At 65.4% G+C, this 25,949-nt stretch carries 28 protein-coding genes and 1 tRNA gene; 15 read left to right on the top strand and 14 right to left on the bottom strand.

Annotated elements, in window-relative coordinates:
• Positions 1-147: 147 nt before the first annotated feature.
• The 4 genes from ettA to ACLJPD_RS23405 form a co-directional block, all read right to left on the bottom strand.
• Positions 148-1,824 (bottom strand): energy-dependent translational throttle protein EttA, encoded by a 1,677-nt coding sequence (ettA, locus tag ACLJPD_RS23420; protein WP_410874905.1) that lies wholly within the window; start codon positions 1,822-1,824, stop codon positions 148-150.
• Positions 1,825-1,893: 69 nt separating this feature from the next.
• The gene (locus ACLJPD_RS23415; RefSeq protein ID WP_410874904.1) at positions 1,894-2,253 is read right to left on the bottom strand and encodes a hypothetical protein; all 360 of its coding nucleotides are present in this window, start codon (positions 2,251-2,253) and stop codon (positions 1,894-1,896) included.
• Positions 2,254-2,411: 158 nt separating this feature from the next.
• A complete protein-coding gene (locus tag ACLJPD_RS23410; RefSeq protein ID WP_410874903.1) occupies positions 2,412-3,389 on the bottom strand; it encodes a serine/threonine dehydratase in 978 nt (325 codons plus the stop codon).
• Positions 3,386-5,434, bottom strand: coding sequence for a cytochrome c oxidase assembly protein (locus ACLJPD_RS23405; protein WP_410874902.1), 2,049 nt, complete (start codon positions 5,432-5,434; stop codon positions 3,386-3,388). Before ACLJPD_RS23405 ends, ACLJPD_RS23410 begins: the two co-directional genes overlap by 4 nt.
• 137 nt (positions 5,435-5,571) lie before the next feature.
• Between ACLJPD_RS23405 and ACLJPD_RS23400 the strand changes: the two genes are divergently transcribed.
• Positions 5,572-5,645, top strand: a tRNA-Arg gene (locus tag ACLJPD_RS23400).
• An 84-nt stretch (positions 5,646-5,729) separates the two neighbouring features.
• Positions 5,730-5,858, top strand: coding sequence for a hypothetical protein (locus tag ACLJPD_RS23395; protein WP_410874900.1), 129 nt, complete (start codon positions 5,730-5,732; stop codon positions 5,856-5,858).
• Positions 5,859-5,973: 115 nt separating this feature from the next.
• Here the strand turns inward: ACLJPD_RS23395 and ACLJPD_RS23390 are convergent, their stop codons facing one another.
• Both ACLJPD_RS23390 and ACLJPD_RS23385 read right to left on the bottom strand, forming a co-directional pair.
• Entirely contained in the window at positions 5,974-7,542 is a 1,569-nt protein-coding gene (locus tag ACLJPD_RS23390; protein WP_410874899.1) for a DUF1254 domain-containing protein, read from the bottom strand.
• Positions 7,543-7,623: 81 nt separating this feature from the next.
• Complete coding sequence (locus ACLJPD_RS23385) at positions 7,624-8,580, bottom strand: SCO6745 family protein (protein ID WP_410874898.1); 957 nt, start codon at positions 8,578-8,580, stop codon at positions 7,624-7,626.
• Between the two features lie 261 nt (positions 8,581-8,841).
• Here ACLJPD_RS23385 and ACLJPD_RS23380 point away from each other — a divergent pair, with 261 nt between their 5' ends.
• The 3 genes from ACLJPD_RS23380 (at position 8,842) to ACLJPD_RS23370 (ending at position 12,190) form a co-directional block, all read left to right on the top strand.
• Positions 8,842-10,392, top strand: a complete 1,551-nt coding sequence (locus ACLJPD_RS23380; protein ID WP_410874897.1) for a DUF1254 domain-containing protein — start codon at positions 8,842-8,844, stop codon at positions 10,390-10,392.
• A gap of 11 nt (positions 10,393-10,403) precedes the next feature.
• Positions 10,404-11,639: a cation:proton antiporter gene (locus tag ACLJPD_RS23375; protein ID WP_410874895.1), complete on the top strand. Its 1,236-nt coding sequence runs from the start codon at positions 10,404-10,406 to the stop codon at positions 11,637-11,639.
• Positions 11,640-11,779: 140 nt separating this feature from the next.
• Positions 11,780-12,190 (top strand): hypothetical protein, encoded by a 411-nt coding sequence (locus tag ACLJPD_RS23370; RefSeq protein WP_410874893.1) that lies wholly within the window; start codon positions 11,780-11,782, stop codon positions 12,188-12,190.
• A 514-nt stretch (positions 12,191-12,704) separates the two neighbouring features.
• Here ACLJPD_RS23370 and ACLJPD_RS23365 read toward each other — a convergent pair.
• On the bottom strand, positions 12,705-12,827 hold the full coding sequence (locus ACLJPD_RS23365) for a hypothetical protein (protein WP_410874892.1): 123 nt from the start codon (positions 12,825-12,827) through the stop codon (positions 12,705-12,707).
• A gap of 221 nt (positions 12,828-13,048) precedes the next feature.
• On the opposite strand from ACLJPD_RS23365, the gene ACLJPD_RS23360 reads away from it, so the two are divergent.
• From ACLJPD_RS23360 to ACLJPD_RS23350, 3 genes are read left to right on the top strand one after another with little or no spacing between them, the layout of a single operon-like run.
• On the top strand, positions 13,049-13,387 hold the full coding sequence (locus ACLJPD_RS23360; RefSeq protein ID WP_410874891.1) for a hypothetical protein: 339 nt from the start codon (positions 13,049-13,051) through the stop codon (positions 13,385-13,387).
• Positions 13,359-13,874, top strand: coding sequence for a DUF6879 family protein (locus ACLJPD_RS23355; RefSeq protein WP_410874890.1), 516 nt, complete (start codon positions 13,359-13,361; stop codon positions 13,872-13,874). Before ACLJPD_RS23360 ends, ACLJPD_RS23355 begins: the two co-directional genes overlap by 29 nt.
• The gene (locus tag ACLJPD_RS23350) at positions 13,871-14,701 is read left to right on the top strand and encodes a helix-turn-helix domain-containing protein (protein ID WP_410874889.1); all 831 of its coding nucleotides are present in this window, start codon (positions 13,871-13,873) and stop codon (positions 14,699-14,701) included. The genes ACLJPD_RS23355 and ACLJPD_RS23350 overlap by 4 nt, the downstream gene beginning before the upstream one ends.
• A 62-nt stretch (positions 14,702-14,763) precedes the next feature.
• Here ACLJPD_RS23350 and ACLJPD_RS23345 read toward each other — a convergent pair whose 3' ends face one another.
• The 7 genes from ACLJPD_RS23345 to ACLJPD_RS23315 form a co-directional block, all read right to left on the bottom strand.
• Positions 14,764-15,525, bottom strand: a complete 762-nt coding sequence (locus ACLJPD_RS23345; RefSeq protein WP_410874887.1) for an ABC transporter permease — start codon at positions 15,523-15,525, stop codon at positions 14,764-14,766.
• Positions 15,525-16,328: an ABC transporter ATP-binding protein gene (locus ACLJPD_RS23340; RefSeq protein WP_410874885.1), complete on the bottom strand. Its 804-nt coding sequence runs from the start codon at positions 16,326-16,328 to the stop codon at positions 15,525-15,527. The genes ACLJPD_RS23345 and ACLJPD_RS23340 overlap by 1 nt, the downstream gene beginning before the upstream one ends.
• A complete protein-coding gene (locus ACLJPD_RS23335; RefSeq protein ID WP_410874884.1) occupies positions 16,328-16,699 on the bottom strand; it encodes a DUF1048 domain-containing protein in 372 nt (123 codons plus the stop codon). The genes ACLJPD_RS23340 and ACLJPD_RS23335 overlap by 1 nt, the downstream gene beginning before the upstream one ends.
• 2 nt (positions 16,700-16,701) lie before the next feature.
• A complete protein-coding gene (locus ACLJPD_RS23330) occupies positions 16,702-17,031 on the bottom strand; it encodes a PadR family transcriptional regulator (RefSeq protein ID WP_410874882.1) in 330 nt (109 codons plus the stop codon).
• A gap of 109 nt (positions 17,032-17,140) precedes the next feature.
• The gene (locus tag ACLJPD_RS23325; protein ID WP_410874880.1) at positions 17,141-18,136 is read right to left on the bottom strand and encodes an alpha/beta hydrolase; all 996 of its coding nucleotides are present in this window, start codon (positions 18,134-18,136) and stop codon (positions 17,141-17,143) included.
• 136 nt (positions 18,137-18,272) lie between these two features.
• Positions 18,273-19,229 (bottom strand): LysR family transcriptional regulator, encoded by a 957-nt coding sequence (locus tag ACLJPD_RS23320; RefSeq protein WP_410874879.1) that lies wholly within the window; start codon positions 19,227-19,229, stop codon positions 18,273-18,275.
• A 185-nt stretch (positions 19,230-19,414) separates the two neighbouring features.
• Positions 19,415-20,260 (bottom strand): NAD(P)H-binding protein, encoded by an 846-nt coding sequence (locus ACLJPD_RS23315; RefSeq protein ID WP_410874878.1) that lies wholly within the window; start codon positions 20,258-20,260, stop codon positions 19,415-19,417.
• A gap of 100 nt (positions 20,261-20,360) precedes the next feature.
• Between ACLJPD_RS23315 and ACLJPD_RS23310 the strand changes: the two genes are divergently transcribed.
• The 7 genes from ACLJPD_RS23310 to ACLJPD_RS23280 all read left to right on the top strand — a co-directional run bounded on the left by ACLJPD_RS23310 (position 20,361) and on the right by ACLJPD_RS23280 (position 25,934).
• Entirely contained in the window at positions 20,361-20,993 is a 633-nt protein-coding gene (locus tag ACLJPD_RS23310; protein WP_410874876.1) for a TetR/AcrR family transcriptional regulator, read from the top strand.
• Between the two features lie 335 nt (positions 20,994-21,328).
• Positions 21,329-22,381 carry an ABC transporter substrate-binding protein gene (locus tag ACLJPD_RS23305; RefSeq protein ID WP_410874874.1) on the top strand — a complete coding sequence of 351 codons (1,053 nt, stop codon included), beginning with the start codon at positions 21,329-21,331 and terminating at the stop codon, positions 22,379-22,381.
• The gene (locus ACLJPD_RS23300; RefSeq protein ID WP_410874872.1) at positions 22,362-23,438 is read left to right on the top strand and encodes a FecCD family ABC transporter permease; all 1,077 of its coding nucleotides are present in this window, start codon (positions 22,362-22,364) and stop codon (positions 23,436-23,438) included. The genes ACLJPD_RS23305 and ACLJPD_RS23300 overlap by 20 nt, the downstream gene beginning before the upstream one ends.
• Positions 23,431-24,186: an ABC transporter ATP-binding protein gene (locus tag ACLJPD_RS23295; RefSeq protein ID WP_410874871.1), complete on the top strand. Its 756-nt coding sequence runs from the start codon at positions 23,431-23,433 to the stop codon at positions 24,184-24,186. Before ACLJPD_RS23300 ends, ACLJPD_RS23295 begins: the two co-directional genes overlap by 8 nt.
• The gene (locus ACLJPD_RS23290; RefSeq protein WP_410874869.1) at positions 24,183-24,806 is read left to right on the top strand and encodes a hypothetical protein; all 624 of its coding nucleotides are present in this window, start codon (positions 24,183-24,185) and stop codon (positions 24,804-24,806) included. Before ACLJPD_RS23295 ends, ACLJPD_RS23290 begins: the two co-directional genes overlap by 4 nt.
• A complete protein-coding gene (locus tag ACLJPD_RS23285; protein WP_410874867.1) occupies positions 24,799-25,449 on the top strand; it encodes a hypothetical protein in 651 nt (216 codons plus the stop codon). Before ACLJPD_RS23290 ends, ACLJPD_RS23285 begins: the two co-directional genes overlap by 8 nt.
• Positions 25,443-25,934, top strand: a complete 492-nt coding sequence (locus ACLJPD_RS23280) for a hypothetical protein (RefSeq protein WP_410874866.1) — start codon at positions 25,443-25,445, stop codon at positions 25,932-25,934. The genes ACLJPD_RS23285 and ACLJPD_RS23280 overlap by 7 nt, the downstream gene beginning before the upstream one ends.
• Positions 25,935-25,949: the final 15 nt, after the last annotated feature.

Below are 25,949 nucleotides of genomic sequence, written 5' to 3'. Positions count from 1 at the left end.
CACGCTCAGGGAATTCGGGCTTGCCGCGCCGGTAACTTGCACAACGCTGGATGAACGCGAGGGGGCAGCGATCGGCACAACGCCGACGGCCCGGCAGAGCGACCGTTCACAGATCGTTCCACCGGGCCGTCGCACGGGCCGCGCGTATCAGTCGCGCGTCAGCTTGCGGTGCGTAACACGGTGCGGGCGAGCGGCTTCGGCGCCGAGACGCTCGACCTTGTTCGCCTCGTAGGCCTCGAAGTTGCCCTCGAACCAGAACCACTTGGCGTCGTTGTCGTCGTCGCCCTCCCACGCCAGGATGTGGGTGCAGGTGCGGTCGAGGAACCACCGGTCGTGCGAGATCACGACGGCGCAGCCGGGGAACTGCTCGAGCGCGTTCTCGAGCGAACCGAGGGTTTCGACGTCGAGGTCGTTGGTCGGTTCGTCGAGCAGGATCAGGTTGCCGCCCTGCTTGAGGGTCAGTGCCAGGTTCAGGCGGTTGCGCTCACCACCGGAGAGCACCCCGGCCGGCTTCTGCTGATCCGGGCCCTTGAAGCCGAACGCGCTGACGTAGGCGCGCGAGGGCATCTCCTGGTTGCCGACCTGGATGAAGTCCAAGCCTTCGGAGACGACCTGCCAGACGTTCTTCTTCGGGTCGATGCCCGCGCGGTTCTGGTCGACATAGCTCAGCTTGACCGTCTCGCCGACCTTCACCTCACCGCTGTCGGCCGATTCGAGACCGACGATGGTCTTGAACAGCGTCGTCTTACCGACACCGTTGGGTCCGATGACGCCGACGATGCCGTTGCGCGGCAGCGTGAACGACAGATCCTTGATGAGCTGACGATCGCCGTAGCCCTTGTCCAGGTGCGAGACGTTGACCACGATGTCACCCAGTCGCGGACCCGCGGGGATCTGGATCTCCTCGAAGTCCAACTTGCGGTGCTGCTCGGCCTCGGCCGCCATCTCCTCGTAGCGACCCAGTCGAGCCTTGTTCTTGGCCTGGCGGGCCTTGGCGCCGGACCGCACCCAGGCCAGTTCGTCCTTGAGGCGCTTCTGCAGCTTCTGGTCCTTCTTGCCCTGGACCTCGAGGCGTTGCGACTTCTTCTCCAAGTAGGTGGAGTAGTTGCCCTCGTAGGGGTAGGCGCGGCCACGGTCGAGCTCGAGGATCCACTCGGCGACATTGTCGAGGAAGTACCGGTCGTGGGTGACGGCCAGCACGGCGCCCGGGTAGTCGGCGAGGTGCTTCTCGAGCCAGAGCACACTCTCGGCGTCGAGGTGGTTGGTCGGTTCGTCGAGCAGCAGCAGGTCGGGCTTGCTCAGCAGCAACTTGCACAGTGCGACGCGGCGACGCTCACCACCGGAGAGGTTGGTGACCGGCTCGTCCGGCGGCGGGCAGCGCAGTGCGTCCATGGCCTGCTCGAGCTGGGAGTCGACATCCCAGGCATCGGCGTGGTCGAGGAACTCCTGGAGCTTGCCCATCTCGTCCATGAGCTCATCGGAGTAGTCGGTGGCCATCAGTTCGGCGATCTCGTTGAACCGATCCAGCTTGACCTTAACCTCGCCGAGGCCCTCCTCCACGTTGCCGCGGACGGTCTTCTCCTCGTTCAGGTGCGGTTCCTGCATGAGGATGCCGACCGTGGCACCCGAACCGAGGAACGCCTCACCGTTGTTCGGCCGGTCCAGTCCCGCCATGATCTTCAGCACGCTGGATTTACCCGCGCCGTTGGGACCAACGACACCGATCTTGGCGCCGGGAAGGAAGTTCAAGTACACGTCGTCGAGGATGACTTTGTCGCCGTGCGCTTTGCGCACCTTGATCATCTGATAAATGAACTCAGCCATACGCGGAAGCCTATCGGTGGGGGAAAATGGGACGGGATGCGGAAGGGACGAGTGCCGCGGAAACGACCCTCATGCGTCGACCTGCTCGACACCGTTGGTGCTCGACACCACGTCCGGCGATCGCGCGGGGACAGGATCCGCCACGGTCGTAGAGGTTACGGCAACGGCTTCGGTCGACGCATACCCGGTGGCAGCGTCGTCGGCCTTCGGTATGGCAGCGCCGCGGGGGTCGGAGATATTCCGCACCGCCGTGTGCGGCAGCGATCGCATGCCCTCGGACCGGCGAACGAAGCTCGCGTGGCAGCGCGCAAGATCGGGCCCGACCGCGACCGCGCGCATCTCCAGATCCCGCCGCTCGGTGCCGTCTTTGCCGCGATACTCGTGCGTGCGCAGTTGGCCGTAGGCGATCACCGGATCGCCGCGGTGCAACGATCGACCACCGTCGTGTGTGTCTCATACATGGAAGACGCCCCCGTTCGAATCCACCGTTGTCGCTTTGACCACCCAAGGATGGCTCGGCGAAGGGGCGGGTGGGAGGCGCTGAGTGAATCTGTGGATGAATCGGGAGGTTGTGGATACCTACCGAGTCAGAGCACGGGGAGTTCGGTATTCGCCCCGCACAGGACCACGATCGGCCGTACGCCGCGCTCCGGCGTGTACACACCGCTCTGCACGGCGGCCAGTGCGGCGGCGCCCTCGAGCTCGACCACCACGCGGAATTCGCGCCAGAGATACGCGCGGGCAGCGGCGACCGCGTCGTCGGCGACCGCGAGAGCGGGCATCTGATGCCGCTGGGCGATCTCGAAGGCGATGTCGCCGACCCTGGTCGCGCACAGCAGCTCGGTGGCCCGCGAGGACACGTCGATATCGACCGGCGCGCCCGCCCGCAGCGCGGCGGAGAGCACCGGGATGTGCTCGGATTCGATGCCGACGATCTCCCTGCGCTTGCCCAGCGCCGCGCCGAGGCCCGCGATCAGCCCACCGCCGCCGACCGCGGCCAGCACCGGCGGTCTGCCGCGCACCTGTTCTTCGAGCTCGAGCCCGATGACCCCGGCGCCCGCCACCACGGCAGGCATGTCATAGGCGTGCAGATGGTCGGCGCCGCGCTCGGCGGCCAGGGTGAGGGCCCGCCGTTGCGCCTCTGCGTAGGTCGTCCCGTGCCACAGCACTTCGGCACCGTGCGCCCACATCGCGGCCACCTTGGTGTGCGGCGCGGACTCCGGCACCACGATCGTGCATTCCTTGCCCAGCTGCGCGGCGGCCAACGCGACCGCGATCCCCACATTGCCCGCCGAGGCGACGACCACGTGGTCGGCGCCACTATCGGTGGTCAGCAGGGCATTGAGCGCGCCACGGACCGTGAATGTGCCGCCGTGCTGCAGGAATTCCATTTTCAGCGAGACCGGCACCGGCCCGTTCGGACCGTCCACAGTCGTGTGGAACACCGGCGTCTTGCGCACCCGGCCTGCCAGCCGCCGCCGCGCCGCCCGCACATCGGCGCGCAGCACCCGCACCGGCTCGGCCCGCTCGGTCGATTCGCTCGACGGCACGCCGAATCCGCTCACCGGCGGACCTCGCCGTCACGCCGCGCCAGCTCCGCGTACATCGCGTTGACGGCGGTCAGGTCGGCGTCATTGTCGCGGTCGGCGGCCCGGTCGGTGCGCTTGGCCAGCTTGGTGTCGCTGCGTGACCACTGGATCAGCAGGGCGAGCATCACCACGACCAACGGCACCTCACCGCTGGCCCAGGCGAAACTGCCGCCGTTGCGTTGATCGGCGAGTAGGTCGATGTTCCAGCCGAGGTCGAGGGTGCGATAGAACCAGTCGCCCAGCACGGTCGTCATGCTCATCAGCGCGATGCCGAAGAACGCGTGGAACGGCAGCGTGCCGAACACCATCGCGAGCTTGGTCAGCGGCGCCACCTCGCGCGGTTTGGGATCGATGCCGATCACCACCCAGTAGAACAGGTAGCCGCTGAGCAGGAAGTGCGCGTTCATCATCAGGTGGGCGGCGTGCGAGTCGACATAGGTGTCGAAGATCCCGCCCAGGTACAGCGCGTAGAACCCGGCGACGAAGATCAGCGACGCCACCACGGGCTGGGTGAGAAACCGCGAGACCGGGTTGTGCACGGCCGCCAGAATCCACTCGCGCGGGCCGGGCACTCCCCCACGTCCGGCGGGCGGGAGCGCACGCAAGGCCAGGGTCACCGCGCCACCGAGGGCGAGCAGAATCGGTGCCAGCATCGACAACGCCATGTGCGCGCCCATGTGCACGCTGAACATGGCCGGTGAATAGCGCCCGACCCCCGACGACGTAGCGAGCAACAGCACCAGACAGCCGCTGCACCAGGCGATGGTGCGACCGACCGGCCAGGCATCGCCACGCCTGCGCAGGCGGTAGACACCGAGCAGGTAGAGCGCGGCGAGCACGATCGCCAGGGTTCCGAAGATCAGGTCGAAACGCCAGTCGAACAGCAAACGGCTCACCGTGGGCGGCCCCGCGAGGGTGTAGCCCAGCTCCACTTCGACCGGCGTCGGCACCGTGGTCGGCGGCGGTGGCGGGGTGCGCCCGAGGCCGACAGCCAGGCCGATGGTGGCCGCGAAGATCAACATCTCCACGCCGGCGAAGCGGATCAGCGCACCGCGGTCGCGCGGGTCGGCCGCCAACGCGGGCAGTGAGGCCCGTCGCTGCAGATAGCCGATGGCACCGAGCACCAACAGCGCGGCCGCTTTGGCGAGCACCAGCCTGCCGTAGGTGGTGGTGAACAGGTCCGACACGGGCACCCGCACCCAGGCGTTGATCACGCCGCTGATGCCGATCACCACGATCGAGATGGTCGCGGCCACCGAGAACCGCCGAGCGGCGATATCGGTGTTCGCGCCGCCGCGCATGGCGTGCGCCAGCACCGCGACAAGCCCGCCCACCCAGACCGAGGCCGACACCATGTGCAGGATCAGCGAATTGGTCGCCACATCGTGGGAGCCACCGGAGGAAGAATGCCCCGTCAACGCCAGTGGCATCATGGTCGCCAAGGCGCCCGCCAGCAGCACCGGCGTCCAGCCCCAGCGCAGCACACACCGGCAGCCGATCGCCACGATCAGCGCCAACAGCACCGTCGTGCGCCAGGCGCCAGCCACCTCGACCTGGGTGATCACCGGCCACAACACTTCGGGTCGCCAAATGGCGCTCACCGGCTGTCCGGTCGTGTCCGACACCGTCAACGGCACCAGCAGCGCCGCACTCGCGGCCCACACCAGCGCGGCGTCCGAGGCCCGCCGCACCGCGCGATACCCGCCCGCCTCGAGCAATCCGCCGTCACGCGGAGGCAGCAGGAACGCCGCGAACAACAGCGACCCGACCGTCACCGCGGCGGCCAGATCGGCCACCGCGCGCAGCGCAGGCAACCCATATGTTGTCAGCGCACCCGGATCGGGTATCCCGAGCAAACTGAGCGCATGCGCCGCCGACAACCCCACCACTATGGCCGCGACCACCGCGGCGATACACCCGGCCACAACGCTGAGCACACCGAACGACGCCGCCGGACCCGACTCCGCCGGTGGCCCGCCGTCGACGGCTGACCCAGCGGACGGGTCCTGCGATAACGACATGACAACGAGGGTAGTTCGACGCGCCCGGCCACGCCCCGATGGGGCGCCACACCCGAGCCCCCGCCCGGCCATCCGGTCGGTCGCTATACTTTTCGGGCTGGACAGCATGGCCGACTTCGGCCAAGGTTGATGCGACTGCCTCCGTAGCTCAGTTGGATAGAGCAAGAGCCTTCTAATCTCTAGGTCGCAGGTTCGATTCCTGCCGGGGGCGCATCTTTGTGCTGGTGAGGGGCTTGCGGGTACTACACCCGCGAGCCCCGAAACCAGCCCGACTCCGAAGTCACCGGATCGGTGCATGCAGCAGCTGTTGCTCGCCGTCGGAGAGGTGGAACGCGACAGCGGCGGCACCAGGTTGGACCGGCGAGGTTTTCGCCAGATCGCTGCGGTTCGATTCCGCGACCAGCGTCGCTTCCAGGTGGCCTGATCCAGGCTGCAGTGGTTATTTCCAGCTAGATCTCGCCAAGAGCGCGTCAAATGGTGCTCTCGGCCGTTGCGGTTCGGCCCACTCGGCTTCCCTCGTCGGACGTAAGCGACGGCGGCTAGCTCATCGCCTCGAACTCACCGGCCCGCCAGGTCTTGTCGAAGAAGGGCTGCAATGGGCTGTAGCAGCGCAGAATGGCGAACCAACCCTTATCGGGGTCGGTCTGGATCCAGTTGCCCGCGGCTATGCCGTCGGGCTGAGCGGGCGAGCAGTACACGAGGGTGGAGCCGTCCGTCTCGGCCTCTGCGGCGGGTGAGGGGAACTCCTGGCTGCCGGCCCGGGGATAGCGCTGCTCGGTCTGCAGTAGGGAGCGGGTCTGGTTGTCGTAGAGGTTCAGCGACCAGAAGCGGGCAGCCGGGATGTCCTTCGGGAGCCTCACCCGGTAGGTCTTCGCACCGTCGAAGGGTTGGCCGTCGGCGTCGAGGTTGGCGACCAGGTACTGCGACCCGACGCCGGTCAGCCGCATGCACATGGCCGGGGTGATAGCAGTGGCGGTGTAGAACATCGAGGTGCGCGAGTGCAGCCGACGGGCGTTCTTGTTCGGGTAGGGCTCGACGCCGTCCACAGTGATCTTGGGCGGCGGGTTGGTGAACTCGAACCCACCGACGAACAGCATGTTCCACCACGCGGTGTCACCGTCGTAGTAGCGGAATCCCTCGGTCGGGGACGCACCCATCCCCAGTGTCCGGGATGCGGCATTGCCTACGGCCGCCGCGTCGTCGAGGATCTTCCTCAGTCGGCTGTCGGGTGCGAACTTCTCGTCCTTGACGATTCCGATGGCGGCGAACTGTCCGGCCAGTTCGGTGTCGAGCGCCTCGGCCGACTCCAGTTGCACCAAGGCGTCGAGCATCTCGTAGTGGCCGAAGTCGTTGGGCGAGATGGTGTTCATCGCCAGGCCGGTGCCTTCCACGAACCGGGGGCTCTGTGGAGTGGTCGACTTGCCGAGTGGGCCCTTGCCTGTCAGATAGGCGCCGACGCTGCTGCCGTAGCCGCCGGGGGCGTAGGGGTAGATCTTCAGCTGCTCTTTGATCCGGGCGACCGTCGGGGCGGGATCGTCGCCGGGGTTCTCGTTGATGAACGCTCGGCCGAGCAGGGTGATGTGGTTGGTGCGCGAGTGGCGGATGTAGCAGCCGCCCTCGGGCAGCGGCCCGTCGTAGTCGGGGCCGACCAGGAGGTAGGTGCCGCCCAGTCCTCGGTCTGCCCCTGGCAAGCCGAAGTCGCTGATCCAGCGGAACCATATGTCGTCGAAGACGCCCAGAACATCGGAGGGTGTCTCGAACACCAGTGGTCCTTGCGAGAGGTCGTGAAAGGACCAGAAGTAGACGGTGTCGGCGTTCGCGGTCAGGAACAGCGACCGAGAATCCATCAGCTCGGAGAAGATCACCACATCACCATCCGCGATCCCGGCGTCCTGGAATCCCTTCCGGATGGCGAACGCCGACACCCCCTGAATGGTGTTCATGAATGTCTCGACCCCGTGCAGGTGGTCCAGGTGGTCACGCAGCGTCGCCGCGGTCTCGCCCGTCGGGTAGCCGTCGACGAATTCCAGGGTCCCGATCCCGGTCTTCACGCTCGACGGTGTCGTGATCGCGTCGGGCACCGGCGTCTTGGAAGTATCGGATGGCATTGCGGTTCCTTCCAAAGGTTCTAGGGATGAGATCGACTCGGATCGGCTCGATTCCGTTCGGACGCAGCGTTGCGCGGTGGATCAGATCTTGTTCTCGTAGTGCTCAGCTGCGGTGTCGATGGTGAGCCCGGAGCCGAAGTGTGGTCCGCCGCCGACGTTGTAGATTCCGGCGACCCGGGTGGGGTAGGAATGCCCGGCGATGATGGCTTCCGACCATGGGTCCAGGTAGAAGAGCAGTTCATCGAGGTCGGCACCGAGCGCGTCGAGGAGCGGGCGTTCGAGCTCGTCAGTACGGACCTCGATTTCTTCGCGGAACGCCCGGCCCGCGTCGGTGAGTTCCTCGTCGCTGCTCATGAGCCCGCGTTGGGCGAGTCGTTGTAAACCGGCGTCCATGTCTGTGGTGGTCCAGCCGCGTGAGGGTGTGTAGGAGCGAGCGGGCAGACCCCACCACTGCTCGGTCAGCAGCAGTATTTCGACGGCGTCGGCGCCGCCGACTGCCCAGGAGATGACATGGCTGTCACCGCGATGTTCTCGGACGAGGTCAGCGGCGCGCCAGAGCGCGCCCATGGGGTGATCGGGAAAGCCGAGTGAGCGTAGTCCGCTATAGATGGGGTGGGCGGGCCAGGTTGCGGCTGCGGCGGCGCGGCGCAGGAGGTCGGTGGCCCGGACAAGGCCGTCGGGTCGTTCGCCGAGGATGCGAGTGAGCATCGCGGTCGCGGACCGTTCACGGGCAGCGAGAATGGTTTTTCGGTCGGTGATCTGCCAGCCTGCGGCGAGGTCGGGGATGACGACGCCAGGGTTGAAGCAACCGAACGCGGCGGCCGCGACTTCGCCTGGGATGTGGCCCATGCACGCTCCGCGGCTGGTGAAGTACGCCGTCATTTCTGGGCGGGCGACGCCGTCCTGAGCGACAGGGCTGGGGTCGAAGCCGAGGGCGGTGTAGGCCTGGTGCGCTTCAGGGGCGAAGTAGACGCCGGCTGCCAACGGCTCGACCGCGTTGCGGAGTCGGCGGGCATTCGTTCGAAGATCTGCGGTCATCGGATCTTCCCCTTGTGCTCGTGTCCGACTGCTGTCGGAGAGGACACGGTGAATCGTCCTTGACCAAGGCTGGCCTCGACTCGTGTCGAAGTCTTCACCCGATTCGGGTGAAGCGGGACCCGCCACTCTCGGAGGACGCTATTTCTGAAGTGGCGTGTGACGCCGGCCCGTACTTCGTGGCCGTGCAGTCCCCGATCGCCCTCACGCCAGTTTCTGTCGACGTCCGACATCGCCTACCCGGATTGAAGGGAATGCCGAGAGATGAGCAGCGATCGCGACACCGTTCCGGCACAGATCACCGTTCAAGACCGCCTACAAACCGCACTTGGCGCATTGGACTTCACCGATGGCGCACCGAGCGCCGACACCGTGGCGAAGGTCTACGACAACCTCGCCTTGATCCGAGGGACCGAGGTCTTCCTCAACGCCTTCCAGGGTGCGTCCACCTGGGCGTTGCGTGAAGGGTTCCAGAGCATCGGTGCCAAGGACAACACGGTCGTCATGTTCTCGGAATTGATGGATTCTCAGTCGCTGTTCCTGACTGCCAACGCCGACACGGTCTACTACGTCGCCATCATCGACCTCACCGATGGGCCGATGGTCGTCGAGACACCGCCGATGGCGCTGGGCATCTTCGACGACATGTGGTTCCACTGGATCATCGATTTCGGGCTTCCCGGCCCCGACCGGGGCGAGGGCGGAAAATTCCTGCTCGTTCCCCCGGCATACGACGGGACGCTGCCCGACAGCGGCTTCCATGTCGGGCATTCGGGTACCAACCAGGCACTCATGCTGGGTAGGTCGTTTCTGCAGGACAACGACCCGAAGCCGACAGTCGAGGTGATCCGACGCACCCTGAAGGTCTACCCGTACACACCGGGCGGTTACGGCACCAGCGTCGCGACCCTACTGGAAGGTGAGGTCCCCGCAGGCACCGCAACCGAGCCTCCCGAGACGCAATTCCTCGAGGCGAGCGGCAAAGCGTTCAATACGATCCCCCCGTCGGACTTCGGCTTCTACGAGCTCCTCAACGCGATGATTCAGGAGCAGCCCGCTACTGCTACCGACGCCGAGACCACGGGAGCGCTGGCCGCGATCGGCATCGTGAAAGGCCAGCCGTTCGCCCCTGACCAGCGAATGCGCAAGATCCTGGACGAGGCTGCCGCTATAGGCCAGGCGACCGCCCGGTCGCTGTTGTTCGATGCACCCGAGTCCGACGGTGTGCGGTTCTACCCGAACTCCGCATGGACCAACATGCTCTTCCCCGGCGGATACACCTTCGAGACCCCGCCGCCGCTGGTCACCGCGGACGGGATCGAACCGTTCCCGGTCGGCGGCGCGAAGATGCTGAACGTGCGAACGTTGTTCTTCTACGGCTATACCGGTATCTCCCCGGCGATGTGTATGCGCCTGACCGGTATCGGGTCGCAGTACCTGGTTGCCTTCAAAGACTCCGAGAACAACTACTACGACGGTGCCGAGCATTACAGCGTGACATTGCCGCCCGATATCCCCGCGGCCAGGTTCTGGTCGATCACCTTGTACGACAACCAGACTCGGTCGATGCTGCAGACACCACAGCGCTTCCCGCGCTCCGGCAGCCAGAGCTACCCGACCCCGGCTGCCGACGCCGACACAGACGGGACGACCACGATCCACTTCGCCCCCACCAAGCCTGACGGTGTCGGTGAGGGCAACTGGATCCAAAGTGTGCCGGGCAAAGGATATTTCGTGATCCTGCGCCTCTACAGTCCGCTCGCGTCCTACTTCGACAAGACCTGGCGACCCGGCGAAATCGACCGGGCGCGATAAGGACAGCGCGCGTGACGTGGGCATTACCGGCGATCGCCGCGGTGCTGTTGATCTTCGCGTCGATCTCGGGACGGATCTCGGGTACACCGATCACCGCACCGATGATCTTCACCGCCGCCGGTCTGTTGCTCGGGGGCGTGTCGCTGGGGATGATCGATGTCGAAGCCACCGCCGAGATCATCAAACTCCTCGCCGAGGTGACGTTGGCGATGGTGCTGTTCTCCGACGCCTCGCGGGTGGACCTGGTCCAGCTTCGCGCTGAGATCTCCCTTCCCGCAAGACTTCTCGGTGTCGGTCTGCCGTTGACCATCGCGGCGGGTTTCGCTACCGCGGTCGTCGTGCTCGGTGACCTCGCGTGGCCCGAGGCGCTGTTGCTCGCGGTGATCTTGGCGCCTACCGACGCCGCGTTGGGACAGGCGGTGGTCACACTTCCCGTGCTACCGGCGAGGGTGCGGCAAGGCTTGAATGTCGAAAGCGGTCTCAACGACGGAATCTGTGTGCCCCTGTTCCTGATCGTGCTGGCGATCGCGCACGCCGAATCCGGTGCGATCGGTGGTGGTGCCGCCACCCGACTGGTCTTCGAACAGATCGGGTACGGCATCTTGGCAGGGCTTGTCGCTGGGGCGATCGCCGCCGCGATCCTGGTCACCGCGCAGCGGCGCCACACGATCGACCCATTGTGGGCGCAGATCGTTCCTGTCGCGGCCGCCCTACTCGGCTACACCGCCGCCGTGCCACTGGGCGGGTCGGGATTTATCGCGGCATTCGTCGGTGGACTGACGTTCGGCACGATCCGCCGCCGCACCGCGAGCGGCAAAGACGACGCCGGTCTGCTCGACGAATCCGGCGACGTGTTCAATGCCGTCACCTTCATCGTCTTCGGTGCCGTGCTGCTCGGCCCTGCCCTCGGCCACCTGTCCTTGGCCGTGCTCGGCTACGCGGTGCTGAGCCTGACCGTTGTCCGAATGGTCCCGGTCGCGCTGTCGATGATCGGCACCCACACCCGGGCACCGACCGTTGCCTTTGTCGGCTGGTTCGGTCCACGTGGGCTCGCCACCATCGTCTTCGCCATCCTCATCCTCGAAGAAGACCGAGCACTACCCCACCAAGATCTTCTCTTGACCACCGCGGTCGTGACGATCGGGCTCTCGGTACTGGCTCATGGACTCAGTGCCGCACCCATGGCCCAGCGTTACGCCGCCTGGGCTCGGCGCCATCCTCACGCTGAGCAACAAACGGTTCCGTGACGTGATCTCGAAACCAGTCGAAGAACACGGGTGACCAACTGCGCATCGCTTTTGGCGATCCAATTCATCCGTTTCGGGTGAGGCTTTCGCGGCTCCGATTGGGAAACGTTGGACGTCGGTCTTCTACGGAAGGATTCATGATGGCTCACTTATCGGAAACCGAGCATCCGGTCCGGCAGGGTTTCGCCGCAGGAACTTCCATCGGCGCCGCGATCCTGCTCCTGGTTGTCGCCGTGTTGTCCATTCTGCAGGGCATCGCCGCGGTGGCCAAGGACGACCTGTTCGTCGTCGGCATCGACTACGTCTATGAATTCGACACCACTACGTGGGGCTGGATCCACATCATCGGCGGGATCGTACTCGCGCTGAGCGCGATAGGGCTGATGAGCGGCGCCACGTGGGCGCGAATTGTCGCGGTCGTCATCGCGTCACTGTCGATCATCGCGAATTTCCTGTGGCTGCCCTACTACCCGGCCTGGTCGATCCTGATCATCGTGCTCGATGTGGTGGTCATCTGGGCCGTCACGACATGGAATCCGCGCACGGCCTGATCCGACGCCGGCTGGGAATGCAGTGCCCCTTCCGACATCCCGGAAGGGGCCTCAGCAAGCGTCCAGGTCGGGGCGCGACTCGACGCGGCACCGCCAGGCGCGGCAGGGCTTCACAGAATTCGACCACGGGGGTCGTCGGACACCAGTCCGACGACCTTTTCGGTGCGTGCGCTCGGATTCGATGCGCGCTTGGATGGCGTTCACCGTCCGATCCTCTGGGATGCGCTCGGGCCAGAGCACCGTGCCGACCAGGACAACCGCCGGGATGGCAACCGCGAGGACGAACCCGAGCGTGATCATGAGTCCGCCCGTGCGCCGACCGCACTGAGCGGCAACGGTTCGTGGTCACGCGCTTCGGCTGCGGTCAACCAGTGGGCGACGTTTGCCAGGGTGCCGAGGCAGACCACTCGGAAGGGACTCGCAAGGGCCCAGCCTTCCGGTGCTGGCTTCACGGTCATCTTTCGGCGCGCGGCACGCTCGTGAAGGGCGTCCAGCTGTGCTTTCGTCGCGCTGGTCATGAGGTCTGCTTGTTCGTCGGCCACGCGTCGAGCGCTGCGAGCAGTCGCCTGATCACGCTCGGTGGCGCAACGTTGGTCGGGTAGGGGCGTTCGGTTTCGGGTGTCCGCTGCGGGAGCATCGCGCCTCCTGGTGCTCTTTGGGTTCCACTCCCGGCGGGGACTCTCAGTTCAAACCCGCCGGGAGCGTTGGAGCTGACGGTATGGGGTTGTATAACCGCCCGAACAGAAACTTTCTCGAACTTGCTCCAACTGGCTTGAACAGGCGACAACCGGTGTGAGACGGTGGCACGATGTGGGAGTGCGGGAAAGCTCGCGCAAGTTCTCACCAGGGGGTAGCGATATGCGCCTAACGTTCCTTGGCAACGGCGGCAGCGACTCGGGTGGCTGCCCGACCTTGTTCGCCACCGACAGCGGCACCTACGCGGTGCAGGGATGGCAGACGGACTCACCGGAAACCGTCGAAATCCCGCACCTGCTCCTAGGTTTCGCCCAACCAGATACCTACGTCGGTGCACCGGTAGTCGACAGCGGTAGGGGCACGTTCACCCTGACCGGCCGACCGATCACCGACCCGGAAACGCTCGCACAGATGAACCTCGCCGCTGACGAATCGGCGATCGAGGTCCCCAAGCTCGAAAGGACCTTCTACGGTGCGCTATCGGCCAAACGACGAGCCTGACCTGTGGCCCGGACTGTTCCGGGATGCCAAGCGGTCAGCGTTCCATTTCGAGTGCCGAGACGCCTATTTCGTCGCAGACGAGGATGAACGTCTGCGGGCGTTTCTCGCTGGTGAGCCAGCGCCGTACACCACGACGCCGTGGCAGGCGCTCATGCGGGAAACCACCGAACGCGGCGTCAGCGTGAGCCGTGTCCGTGTGGTCACCACCCCGCTGTCGGACTATCAGCGATGGTTGCTGTCGGTCACCGGCCACAACGTCGAAGCGGGCGAAGACATCCGGTACGTGCCACGTCACGACGCCGGAGAGATTCCGCCGGATGATGCCTGGTTGTTCGATGACGAGCGAGTCGTCTACAACCTGACCGACGAACACGGAGCCCCGGCAGGCTTTGCGGTCACCACCGACGCGGCCGTGGTCGATCATTTCGTCGCGACCCGTGACCGGCTGTGGAAGGTGGCTGTTCCATTCGTAGAGTTCGCCGGGTGACCAATCCGGCAGATGCGCGGGAAGCTCTCGGGGCAAGGCTCCGGGAGCTTCGCCGTACCGCAGGCATTACCGGCCGCGCCCTGGCTGACCTCGCGGGTTGGGGCGAGGCGAAGGTTTCGAAGATCGAGAACGGCAGACAGACACCGTCATCCGACGACCTCCGCGCTTACTGCGCGCATGCTGGCACCCCTGACCAACTCGCCGACCTTCTCGCGACCCTGCACAACCTCGAGACCGCGTACACCGAGTGGCGCAAGGTTTTGGGCACCGGCACACGCCGGCAGCAGAAGGCGAACATCCGCCTAGCTGAGTCGGCAGAAATGATCCGAATCTTCCAACCGCAGATCATCCCCGGCATTGTGCAAACAGCGGACTACGCGACGGCAGTTCTTCGCCGCTACGTCGAGTTCCATCGGACCCCCGACGACGTAGACCAAGGCGTCGCCGCCCGTATCGAACGCCAACAGCTCCTGTACTCAGGTCGGCGGAAGTTCCACATTCTCATCGCCGAACAGGCACTACACACCACGGTCGGCGGCGACGCGGTCATGGTCGGCCAACTGGACCGCCTGCTTGCCGTCGCGGGCTTGTCCAGGGTGCTGCTGGGCATCATCCCCGCGAAAGCCGAGATGCCGATCCAGGCGACGAACTTCGTCCTGTTCGATCAGCGGCTGGCCACGGTCGAGGCGATCACGGCAGAACTGCGGGTGACCCAACCTCGCGAGATCCTGATCTACCTCCGCGCGTTCGACGCGCTCGCCCGCCAGGCCGCCACAGGGGACCATGCCCGGCTGCTCATCCGCCAGGCGATGGAAACGCGGCTGTAAGCCGCGGCTGAGGGCCTCTGACCTACGAGACGACAGCCCGCACGACAAGGGTCCCGGGGCTTTCAGGAGACCTTGCGGCGATAGGTGGCCGTGGCGACGAGGTAGGCGATGACGAGGATGCCGACACACCAACCAAGGGCGATCCAGATGTCGGTGCCGACCGGTTGTTGGGTGAACAGGTCTCGGATCGCGTTGACGATGGAGGTCGCCGGTTGATGTTCGGCGAAAGCGCGCACCGGACCGGGCATGCTGTCGGTCGGCACGAACGCCGAGCTGATGAACGGCAGGAAGATCAGCGGGTAGGCGAACGCGCTCGCGCCATCCACGGACTTGGCGGTGAGACCGGGAATGACGGCCAACCACGTCAAAGCCAAGGTCACCAATCCCAGGATGCCGGCGACCGCGAGCCAGGCCAGCACACTCGCCCCCGACCGGAAACCCATCAGCAGGGCGACCACCACAACGACCACCACCGAGATGAGATTGGCGACCATCGAGGTCAGGACATGCGCCCACAGGATGGACGAGCGTGCGATCGGCATCGACTGGAATCGTTCGACGATGCCGTTCTTCATATCCAGGAAGAGCCGAAAGGCCGTGTAGGAGATACCCGATGCGATCGTGATGAGCAGGATGCCGGGCAGCAGGTAGTTCACATACGACTCCGAGCCCGAGTTGATCGCACCGCCGAACACGTAGACGAACAGCAGCATCATGGCGATCGGCGTGATCGCGGTCGAGATGATGGTGTCCGGGCTGCGGGCGATATGGCGCAGAGATCGGCCCAGCAGGTAACCGGTATCGCCGAAGAATCGGGTATTCATCACTGTGCCTCACTGATCGATGTCGGCGCGTCGGCGTCGACGGTGCTGTCATCACCGACGATGGCGAAGAAGACGTCTTCGAGTGTCGGCTGCTTCTCGACGTATTCGACCTTCGCGGGTGGGAGCAGTCCCTTGAGCTCGGCGAGGGTTCCGTTGACGATGATGCGGCCCTTGTGCAGAATCGCGATCCGGTCGGCGAGCTGTTCGGCCTCGTCCAGATACTGCGTGGTGAGCAGCACGGTCGTGCCGTTGTCGGCGAGTGACTTGACCGTCTTCCACACCTCGATGCGCGACTGCGGGTCGAGCCCGGTCGTCGGCTCGTCGAGGAAGATGACCGACGGATTCCCGATCAGGCTCATGGCGATGTCGAGGCGACGACGCATGCCACCCGAATAGGTCGACACTTTCCGCGACCCGGCGTCGGTCAGCGAGAACCGCTCCAGCAGCTCATCGGCGATCGCACCCGGATTCTCGAGCCGCCGCAGATGCGCGATCAGCACGAGATTCTCACGTCCGCTCAGGATTTCGTCGACGGCGGCGAATTGGCCGGTGAGACTGATGGATTCGCGCACCTTCTCCGGCTGGGTGGCCAGGTCGAAGCCGCAGACGGCGGCGGCTCCCGCGTCCGCTTTGAGTAGCGTGGACAGAATTCGCACGACCGTGGTCTTGCCTGCTCCGTTCGAGCCGAGCAGCGCGAAGATGCTGCCCCGCGCCACGTCGAAGTCCACGCCACGCAACACGTGCACGTCCTTGAAGGATTTCTCCAGACCCTGCACGCGGATCGCCGGTTGTTGTGTCGACATCAGCGCGACTCCTCTTCCTGTTCGACGCGCTCGATGGCGGCGATCAATCGTCGCCGCTCGCCATCGATCCACTGACCGTCGGAGTAGTTCGCCAGGAACGTCTCCGCGAATTCCACCGGGTCGTCCCCGACGATCCCCCGGACCGGAACTCCGGCCGCGGCGTTCTGTTCGAACAGGTCGGCGAGATCCTCCGCCATTTCCAACAGGACATCCGCGTTCGTGATCGCCCCGCGATACATCAGATACCGGTCCAGTGCCTCGACCGTCGTGCGATAACTCGGCGGGAGTTGCTGCACGCGTGCCTTGTACTGCCGGTAGCGCCGTTTGTCCTCGAATGGTCCGGTGACCTTCTCGATCCAACGTTTGGCCATGTCTACTTCCCTCCTTCGCGGAGCTGCTCCAGCCGTTCTGCGAGGAAGCTCCAGGTCCCCCAGAACTCGTCGAGATAGTTCCGGCCTGCAGCGTTGAGGGTGTACACCTTGCGCGGCGGCCCCTTCTCCGATGGGACCTTCTCCACGTCGACCAGATCCCTCTTCTCGATCCTCACGAGCAGGGCATAGATGGTGCCCTCGGCGATGTCGGAGAAGCCCTGATCACGCAGCCACGCGGTGATTTCGTAGCCATACGCGGACCGCACGGACAAGATCGCCAGGACCATGCCCTCGAGCGTGCCCTTGAGCATTTCCGTCATCTGCTTGCCCACCACGCACCTCCTGCCTACTCGGTGTCACTGACTACCAGTAGATAGTAGCGCTGAGTACCGCTACATAGCAACACTCACTAGACCGATGGCAGTGGTCACCCGTTCGGGGTCACCGTTCGAGCGCCCGACGGAAGTACTCGTCACGAGTCGCTGTCGCCGCCTGCGACAGGGCGGACTGCGGAAACGTGTCGAAGCCGTGAACGCCTCCACCCCACACATGTAGATCCACGCTGACACCCGCTTGCGACAAGCGCATCGCGTACTCGACTGCTTCGTCGCGGAAGCTCTCGACCGATCCCACGTCGATGAACGTGCGTGGCAGATCGGTCAGGTCTTGTGCTCGTGCCGGGGCCGCGTAGTAGGAGACGTCGTCGGTGCCACGACGCTCGCCGAGCAGACCGACCCATCCGAACAGGTTGTCGTGTCGGTCCCAGATGCCTTCACGGTCGAGCATCCGGGCACTGTGAGTGTGCAGACGGTCGTCGAGCATGGGCTGGTTGAGGATTTGATGGGTCAGGCGGGGAAAGCCCCTGTCGCGAGCCATCAATGCGGTCCCCGCGGCCAGGCCGCCACCGGCACTGCCGCCGGTGATGATGATGTGGTCCGGGTCGACGTCGAGTGCCGCTGCGTTACGCGCCAACCACACCAATCCCGTGTAGCAGTCCGTGATCGGAGCCGGATCAGGATTCTCGGGTGCCAGCCGGTATTCGATAGAGGCTACGACGGCGCTACCGTCGGCAGCGTAGGGAATGAACTGCGAGAAGCCGGTGAAACGGGTTCCGAGCACCATGCCGCCACCGTGAGTGTGGTAAATCAGCGGCCATGGGCCGCTTCCGTCGGCGGGCTTGAGAACCGTCATTGCCAGCTCGAGACCTGGCTCTGATCCAGGGATGACGAGTTCTTCGACAAGGACTTTGCCGGCGGCTGTGTAGTCGTCGGGCTCCTGACCCGGTAGACCGTTTGCCATCACCTCGCGAAATTCGTCGAGGGTCTCGTGGCTGATCGTTGGGAGAAGGGTCTTCATCGCCTGCATGGCGGGTATCAGCTCGGCGTCGATCGGCGGCCGTCGAGGGGTGTGATCGGCGTGGGAATATTTCTCAGTCATGTGGTCTCCTTCTCCACAAGTAGACGCTGACCGAGAGTTCGATCCCAGCCGCCAAAGACGCTCAATATGTCCTATAACGCCCGCCGATTGGCGGGTAACCAAGAACGATCCGCGGGGAAACCCGCGCAAGGCGCGCCTATCTCCGGCCCGAATACTGGGAAGGGGAAGTCGACTGGCCGATACGTTCATCGGCAGCCACGATCCTCCACAACAGCAGGGTCGTCGCGGCGCGTGCACGGCCGGCCCGGCTGAACAACGGGTATCCCAACTGTGTTCCGATCCAACTGACGCGCTGCTGGACGGTGGAATGATGCAAGTTCAGTTGCCGCGCGACTTCACGGGTGCTGTCGCAACTGAGTACGGCGTCGAGAGACGAGACGACCCAGGGCCTTTGGTTGTTCAGCTCGAGAAGCACCCGCACGTCTTCCACCTTCGAGGCGGATCGGGCATCGATGGCATCGACCACCGCTGCGATACTTCCCAGCGTCGAGTAGTCGACGTGGCAAGGTCCCGACGTTGCCGGATCCACCGCTATTCGCAGCGCGGTGCGGGCTAGGTGCCACATCCGGTGGATGTCGCGACCCGCGCACGTGAGCATCCCCACTGCGATTGCCGCAGGGACCGCCTCGTCGACAGTCGTCGACGGCCACAGGTGCACCTGGACGTCATCGATGGTCGATCCTGCGGGGAGCCCGTGGGAATCGGCAATGTTGCTGACGGTGACCGTCACCGGAGATTCCGGTCTCAGTCCCAACTGCGACAGTGCCTCGGTGCGGGCCGCGTCGGTTGCTCCCGAATTACAAATGACCTCTATCGAGGCGCCGTCGGGATCGGAGGAGCGCGCTGGTCTGACTCCGTGCACACTTCGAGCCAGTCTTTCCAGGATGAGCTGGTCCAGCGGTTTGGGTGGACCGTGACGGTCGAGCCAGACTGTGAGGTGTTCGGCGCGCTTTACCTGACGGGTAGTGGAAATGCGATCCCGCTCGTCTTCGGGGAGCGCTCGTCCCTGTGCGTCGAGTCCGATACACAGGTTGCGTGTGCGGTCGTCGATACCGACAAGGCAGTCGGCGAGGGCCGCGGCGGCACGCAGCATCGCCAGCGCTGACGCGCCTCGGTCTACCAGGCTGTCGAAGTGTTCGATGACCCGCAATGTCGAAGCGGCGTCATCATCGACCGCGCTGAATTTGACTATCCATTCACGCATTTCCGCTCCCCGACACGTTCAATGGGCGACTCTCGGGTCGCACCCGAACACCCCTCAGCCCGATCGGCCAGCTGTCAGGCGAGGTTCGGCCAAGCATGCCGTCCAGCGGCTGACCGGGCATAGTCTGCGAAAGTGGCGGGTGCGCGGCCGGTGACTTTCTCGACGTCGCTGGTCAAGAATGCCAAGTCTCCTCGCGCGATGTGGTCGTAGGCGTCGGCGATGACCTGGGCGAATTCGACAGGAACACCCGCGGTGACTTGCTCTTGAATGTACTGATCTCTGCTGAGCGGGGTGTAGGTGATAGTCGCGCCGGTCGCGTTCGACAGTTCTGCGGCAATGTCGGCGAAGGACAACAGCGCAGGGCCGGTCACGTCATAATCCTTGCCGCTGTGACCTTCTTCGGTCAGCGCGGCGACTGCCACCGCTGCGATGTCTTCGGCGTCGACGAAGCCCTCTGGATTGGCGCCTGCGGGTACGCGCAGGTCTTGGGCTACGACCGCGTCGTAGAGGAAGTCCTCGTCGAAGTTCTGGAAGAACCACCGTGGCCGAAGCACGGTGAACTCGATTCCCGTGTCGATGATCGAGCGTTCCGCGTCGGCTACCGGGGAGGTATCGACGGCGGCCCCCGGTGACGCCATGGACACCATCACCGCGCGCCGGACGCCCGCATCGACGGCGACACGTGCGAACGCTGCCAACTGTTCGGCAGCCTGGTCGGTGCCCAGTTCCGGGTGCACCAGGTAGACAGCGGAAGCGCCGGACACTGCGGGCTTCCAGGTGCTTGCCTGCTGCCAATCGAAGCGGATCGAACCGGTGCGCGACGCGGCTCGCACGCTCGACCCACGTTCGGTCAGCAGGCGAGTCACCCTGCGCCCGGTCTTGCCGGTCGCGCCGGTGATCAAGTACGAACTGTCGCTCATGTCTACCTTTCGATCCCACGCACGGGGCGGGGGCACTCAATTTGAAGCTACGGTCTGTATTCGATACTACACACTGTTGCGTGAAGTAAGATGAGCACCGATGTCGAATCGAAAGTACGAACAGAGCCTGCGTGCCGAGGCGGCCGAGGACACACGCCGCCGCATCCTCGGCGCTCTGCGCAGCCAACTGTCCGCGGAGCCGAGCCGACCGGTGCGGGTCGAGCACGTGGCCAGGCTGGCGCGCGTTGCCAGACCGACCGTGTACACGGTCTTCGGCTCACGCGCCGGATTGTTCGATGCCCTGGGCGCCGAGCTGCTGCACCGCGGCGGCTTCGATCAATTGACGGAGGCCGCCGCTGATCCCGACGCCCGCCGCGGCCTGCGCAACGGCATCGAGGGAGTCTGCGCGCTGTACGCCGGAGATCGCGATGTCTTCCGCGCGCTGTACTCGATGGCGCAACTCGACGCCGAGGCCGTTGCCGGCGCAGTGCAACGCCTCGAGGATCAACGCGTCGCCTGCATGAACGATGTCGCGCAAAACCTGGAAGCGCAGGGCCTCCTCCGCGAGGGCGTGACCGTCGACCGGGCCGCTGACGCGCTGTGGATGCTGACCAGCTTCGACGCGTTCGATCTGCTCTACACCGGTCGCTCGTTGTCGGCCTCGGATGCCGCTGCCGCGATCAGCCTCGCCGCGAACGGTATCTGCTATCTCCAAGCGTCTCCGCTGCGCTGATTTCGCACATCTTCCATCGACTCCCTGCCGGTGGCGGTTGCGGTGCAGCAGCGGCGGGAATTGCCATGCAGTACAGCAACATTCATCACCGATGCGATCGATCCGTCGTTTTACGAGGCCCGCCACAGGAAGCTGTGCGCCCGGGTACCGAATTGCTGAAAGTGGGACACGCCCCAGCAAACCGTCGATATAGGTTAGCCTAACCTGATCCATCAGAGGATGGACCAGATAGGACGGTAGAGCGCATGGCATCGGATACGCAGCGGGCACAGCGGCGGAAGCTGAATTTTCGGCCCAGACGATGGATAGCCATCGGTGCGATCGGAGCGATCGCGGTGACCGCCGGGTGCTCGACCCGCGACGCGCAGACCGAGAACGCGGGCGGCACGGGAGCATTGACGATCGTCGACCAGAACGGCCGAACCGTCACGCTGGACGGGCCCGCGGACACCGTGGCTTTCACCGTGATGCCAGCGCCTTCGATCTTCGCCGCGGTGGACCGCAGCTACGACCGCATCGTCGGCATCAACCAGTCGACACTGGCCGCCAATCGGGGCGGCATGTTCGCGACCATGTTCCCCGACTCGGCCGACTCCGCGGTGATCGCGGGCAACGATTTCGTGCCGAATGTCGAGACGCTGCTGCAACTCGATCCCGATGTCGTTGTCCAGTGGGGCGATCGGGGCAACGACGTGATCGCGCCGATCGAGACGGCGGGCTTCCCGGTGGTCGGACTGAAATACGGAACCCAGGACGATCTCGAACAGTGGATCACCCTGTTCTCGCAGATCGCGGGCAAGCCGGAACGTGGGCAGCAACTCGTCGACTGGCAGCGCGCCGAGCAGTCCGAGATGCGCGCCCGGGTGGCCTCGACGCAGGGCCAACGCCCACGGGCGATGATCCTGTCGCGCACTGGTGACACCTATAGCACCACCAGCGCCAAGGGTTACGACGGATTCCAGTTCGACCTGGTCGGCGCGGATCTGGTCACCAAGGGTTTCGTCTCCGACTCCGGACAGGTGGGCCCGGAACAGATCCTGGCCTGGAACCCCGAGGTCATCATGCTCAGCGGATTCGACCAGAGCACTCCCGCCGACATCTACGCCGACCCGAGACTGGCGAATGTGAGCGCTGTCCAGAACAAGCGCGTCTACAAGACCCCACTCGGTGGTTACCGGTGGCAGGTGCCCGGCGCGGAATCGCCGATGATGTGGCTGTGGATGCACCAGATCCTGTACCCGGGCACGCGCGATGGGCAACTGCGCGCAGACATCCGCGCCGGGTTCGACGATCTGTTCGCCTACAAGATCACCGACGACGAGATCGACCAGGTGCTGCGTCTGGACCTCAATAAAGACGCGGCCGGTTATGACCAGTTCCTCCGTTGATCACGTGGCGGCGCCGGTGGATCCGGCGCCGCGGCGGTTCGATCGGCGGATGCTGGCGGTTCCGGGGTTCTTCGTCCTGCTGATCGTCGTGGCGATCGGCGCGCTCTCCGTCGGCCGCTACGGCGTTCCGCCGAACGAGATCGTGCGAATCCTGTTGGGGCAGTTCCTGCCGATCGAGCAGACCTGGTATCCGCAGGAGAGCACGGTGGTGCTCGATGTGCGACTTCCTCGCGTGCTGTTGTCGATCCTGTTGGGGGCGGGGCTCGCGCTCACCGGTGCGGTGATGCAGGCGGTGTTCCGCAACCCGCTCGCCAGCGCCCAGGTGCTCGGCGTGTCATCGGGTGCCTCATTCGGCGGCGTCCTGATCCTGCTCGCCGGATTCGGCGGCGCCGCACTGGTGGGCGGGGCGTTCCTCGGCGGTGTGGCGGCATTGGCGCTGGTCGTGGCGATCGCTCGGGCCGTCCCGGGGGCGCCGCTTTTGATGATCATTCTCGGCGGCACCGTGGTCGGCGCGATGTTTCAGGCGATGGTCTCGTTCATCACCTATATCGCCGACCCCTACAGCGAACTTCCCTCGATCGTCTTCTGGCTCATGGGTTCGCTCGCGACGGCGAGCTACACAAAGGTGTTGACCGCGGCGATTCCGATCGTCGCGGCGGGACTGGTGGTGCTCGCGCTGCGTTGGCGGCTCAACATTCTCGCGATGGGCGACGAGGACGCGACCGCGCTGGGGCTCGCGCCCAAGCGGCTGCGCAATCTCCTGCTGGTGTGCGTCGCGTTGATCACCGCGGGATCGGTATCGGTCGCCGGGGTGATCGGCTGGGTGGGACTGGTCGTCCCGCACCTGGTGCGCATGATGGTCGGCACCGACAATCGGATGGTGCTGCCGGTCAGCGCACTGCTCGGCGCCAGCTATCTCACCCTGATCGACACCCTCTCCCGCACGATCAGCTCCACCGAGATCCCGATCGGCATCCTCACCGCCATCATCGGCGCACCGTTCTTCGTGGCGCTGCTGATCCGCAACCGAACCCGCCTGTGGGGTTCGGATGCTTGAGGCGAGCTCGCTGTCGTTCCGCTATTCGGCCAAGGGGCCGTGGATCTTTCGTGATGTCTCGGTGCGCGTCGCGGCGGGCCAGGTTTTCGCGGTGCTCGGGCCGAACGCACGTGGCAAGACCACGATGCTCAAATGCCTGGCCGGACTCACCCGCCCCGTGACCGGTGCCGTCACGACGACCGGCGGCGTGGGTTATGTCCCGCAGAGCCATTCGGTGGTGTTCTCGTTCTCGGTGCTCGACATCGTGCTCATGGGCCGGGCGCGGACGGTGAAGATCTACAGCACGCCCAGCGCCGCCGATCGCGAGGCCGCGCGCGAGGCGCTGCACCGGGTGGGCGTTTCGCATCTCGCGGACCGCGACTACACCGGACTCAGTGGCGGCGAACGCCAATTGGTGCTCATCGCGCGGGCGTTGGTCTCCGACTGCGACACCATCGTGCTCGACGAACCCGCCGCCGCCCTCGACCTCCGCAACCAGGCCCAGGTGCTGACTGTGCTCCGCGCGCTAGCCGACGAGGGGTTGGCGGTCGTGATGACCACCCACCACCCCGATCACGCGCTGCACGTGGCCGAACGGTCGATGCTGATGGTGAGCGCCGACGATCAGCGGATCGGCCCGACGCGCGAGTTGCTCACCGGCGCACTGCTTTCCGAGATGTACGGGGTGCCGATCGTCACCGCCGACATCGAAACACCCAGTGCGATAAGGCGACTGACCGTTCCCGATTTCGGCAGGGGAATCTCGTGACGGTGCTGAACGCCCTCATGGCCCCAGGTGACCGGCAGGTGATCGACGGCATGCGGGAAATCGATGTCTACGACCTGCCGACAGTATGCGACGACTCGGTCACCGGCGTGTATCTGACCGGCGATGTCGATCAGGAGTACTTGCTCCAACAGCGGCCGTTCTTGGATTCCTTCGTCACCCGCGGCGGCCGCGTCGTCGTCAACGGGCACGTGCAACGCATCTTCCTCGACGGCCTGAGTACGTGGCGAAAGCTCGACTTCCGCAACCCGCGCGATCTCGCGTTGACCCGCGTGAACGAGCATCCCGTGTGGGCAGGAACCGATCCGAAGTCCTTCCTGTACAACACCGGAACACCGGGGCCTGTGCCGTTCGAAGAACTGGCCCGGATCGGCGTCGCCGGCTTCTACGGGCGCGGCTGGTACGCGGACCTGCCCGACGACGCCCGAGTGGTGCACACACTCGGCACGACCAACGCCCCGATCGACTACGACTACCCGCTCGGCGCGGGCCGGGTGCTGGTCCACGGCGGCAACGATCTGCTGCAGTTCGCCACCGCCGCCCGCGGCACCGACCGATTGCGCACCCAGCTCGTCCGATGGTTGGCGGGCCGCGATGACTGATCTCGTTCGCGCCGCCCGCTCGATCGCCTTGCTACACGGCGGCAGCCACGCGCAACTGGCCACCCTGGCCGATCCAGCGCTGGCGCCGTACCGGATCCGTCCGATTCATGTGCGGACCGGGGCGCCAGAGGAACTGACCGACATCGATGTGCTCGTGGTGTCCGACCGGCTCCGCCCGGATCTGTTGGGGCACTGGACCGCGGGCATTCTCGCCGCCCTCGACCGGGGCGCCACCGTCCTGGTCTTCGGCGAGAACGCTGTGGAGGGCTGGGTGCCCGGTGTCCGGCTGCAGAGTCGTCCCACCGTGTTCTGGTGGTGGCGAACCGGCGAGGACCACCGGCTGCGCACCCGCGAGCCCAGCCACCCCGCCTGGGATTTCTTCGCCGATCGCGCGGTGATCTGGCACTACCACGGTGTGCTCGAGCCACCGCCCGGCGCGGTGAGCCTGGTCGATCTACACACCGAGGACGGCGCCCGCGACGGTTCGATCCTCTATCTCGACGAGCAGTCGACCCCGGGTCGCCTGCTGGTCACCACCATGGACCCGGTGTACCACCACGGGTCCGGATTCATGCCCGGCGCAACGCAACTGCTCTATTCGGCGTTGTACTGGGCCACCGCCAATCAGAGGAACCCATGCTGACAGTCCTCGAATCGGGTACGCCGATCGATATCTCGTTCACAGACCTGATGAAATACCACGGGCCCCACTTCCCGGGCGGGGTGGCGCACGCGTACTGCGCGATGCGGCACGCCGTCTCGGTGCTCGGTCCCGTCGAGCGTCGCGAGGTCACCGTCCGCACCGCGTTCCCCGGCCCCGGCGGACGAGACGCGATCGAAATGGTCCTGCGAGCGGTCACCGGCGATCGTTTCGTGGTCGCGCCAGAACTCGCCGCGACCGAGCGTGGCGCCACCCTGGCCCGCTATGTCTGGGAATTCGGCTATCGCGACCGGACCGTGTCGGTGCGGTTGCGCGACGCCGGATTCGTCACCGACGAATTCATCGAGCTCGGAGCCCGCACCGACCGCACCCCGGCGGACGACGAACGACTGACCGTGCTGAAGCAGGAGATGACCGACCGGCTGCTCGCCGGCGAGGTGGGCGAGGTCTACGAACAGATCCCGTGAGCCGAGCCACGGTAG

It is taken from the genome of Nocardia sp. A7, from assembly GCF_046549215.1.
Taxonomy (GTDB): domain Bacteria; phylum Actinomycetota; class Actinomycetes; order Mycobacteriales; family Mycobacteriaceae; genus Nocardia.
The sequence above is the reverse complement of the archived record's forward strand: the minus strand, read 5'-3'. Positions and strand labels throughout refer to the sequence as shown.

Excerpts from the sequence above, each read along its gene's own strand:
- ettA (WP_410874905.1), bottom strand. The coding sequence starts at position 1,824 with ATGGCTGAGTTCATTTATCAGATGATCAAGGTGCGCAAAGCGCACGGC.
- ACLJPD_RS23405 (WP_410874902.1), bottom strand. The coding sequence starts at position 5,434 with ATGTCGTTATCGCAGGACCCGTCCGCTGGGTCAGCCGTCGACGGCGGG.
- ACLJPD_RS23395 (WP_410874900.1), top strand. The coding sequence starts at position 5,730 with ATGCAGCAGCTGTTGCTCGCCGTCGGAGAGGTGGAACGCGACAGCGGC.
- ACLJPD_RS23390 (WP_410874899.1), bottom strand. The coding sequence starts at position 7,542 with ATGCCATCCGATACTTCCAAGACGCCGGTGCCCGACGCGATCACGACA.
- ACLJPD_RS23385 (WP_410874898.1), bottom strand. The coding sequence starts at position 8,580 with ATGACCGCAGATCTTCGAACGAATGCCCGCCGACTCCGCAACGCGGTC.
- ACLJPD_RS23380 (WP_410874897.1), top strand. The coding sequence starts at position 8,842 with ATGAGCAGCGATCGCGACACCGTTCCGGCACAGATCACCGTTCAAGAC.
- ACLJPD_RS23370 (WP_410874893.1), top strand. The coding sequence starts at position 11,780 with ATGGCTCACTTATCGGAAACCGAGCATCCGGTCCGGCAGGGTTTCGCC.
- ACLJPD_RS23365 (WP_410874892.1), bottom strand. The coding sequence starts at position 12,827 with ATGCTCCCGCAGCGGACACCCGAAACCGAACGCCCCTACCCGACCAAC.
- ACLJPD_RS23360 (WP_410874891.1), top strand. The coding sequence starts at position 13,049 with ATGCGCCTAACGTTCCTTGGCAACGGCGGCAGCGACTCGGGTGGCTGC.
- ACLJPD_RS23345 (WP_410874887.1), bottom strand. The coding sequence starts at position 15,525 with ATGAATACCCGATTCTTCGGCGATACCGGTTACCTGCTGGGCCGATCT.
- ACLJPD_RS23340 (WP_410874885.1), bottom strand. The coding sequence starts at position 16,328 with ATGTCGACACAACAACCGGCGATCCGCGTGCAGGGTCTGGAGAAATCC.
- ACLJPD_RS23335 (WP_410874884.1), bottom strand. The coding sequence starts at position 16,699 with ATGGCCAAACGTTGGATCGAGAAGGTCACCGGACCATTCGAGGACAAA.
- ACLJPD_RS23325 (WP_410874880.1), bottom strand. The coding sequence starts at position 18,136 with ATGACTGAGAAATATTCCCACGCCGATCACACCCCTCGACGGCCGCCG.
- ACLJPD_RS23320 (WP_410874879.1), bottom strand. The coding sequence starts at position 19,229 with ATGCTGCGTGCCGCCGCGGCCCTCGCCGACTGCCTTGTCGGTATCGAC.
- ACLJPD_RS23315 (WP_410874878.1), bottom strand. The coding sequence starts at position 20,260 with ATGAGCGACAGTTCGTACTTGATCACCGGCGCGACCGGCAAGACCGGG.
- ACLJPD_RS23310 (WP_410874876.1), top strand. The coding sequence starts at position 20,361 with ATGTCGAATCGAAAGTACGAACAGAGCCTGCGTGCCGAGGCGGCCGAG.
- ACLJPD_RS23300 (WP_410874872.1), top strand. The coding sequence starts at position 22,362 with ATGACCAGTTCCTCCGTTGATCACGTGGCGGCGCCGGTGGATCCGGCG.
- ACLJPD_RS23295 (WP_410874871.1), top strand. The coding sequence starts at position 23,431 with ATGCTTGAGGCGAGCTCGCTGTCGTTCCGCTATTCGGCCAAGGGGCCG.
- ACLJPD_RS23285 (WP_410874867.1), top strand. The coding sequence starts at position 24,799 with ATGACTGATCTCGTTCGCGCCGCCCGCTCGATCGCCTTGCTACACGGC.
- ACLJPD_RS23280 (WP_410874866.1), top strand. The coding sequence starts at position 25,443 with ATGCTGACAGTCCTCGAATCGGGTACGCCGATCGATATCTCGTTCACA.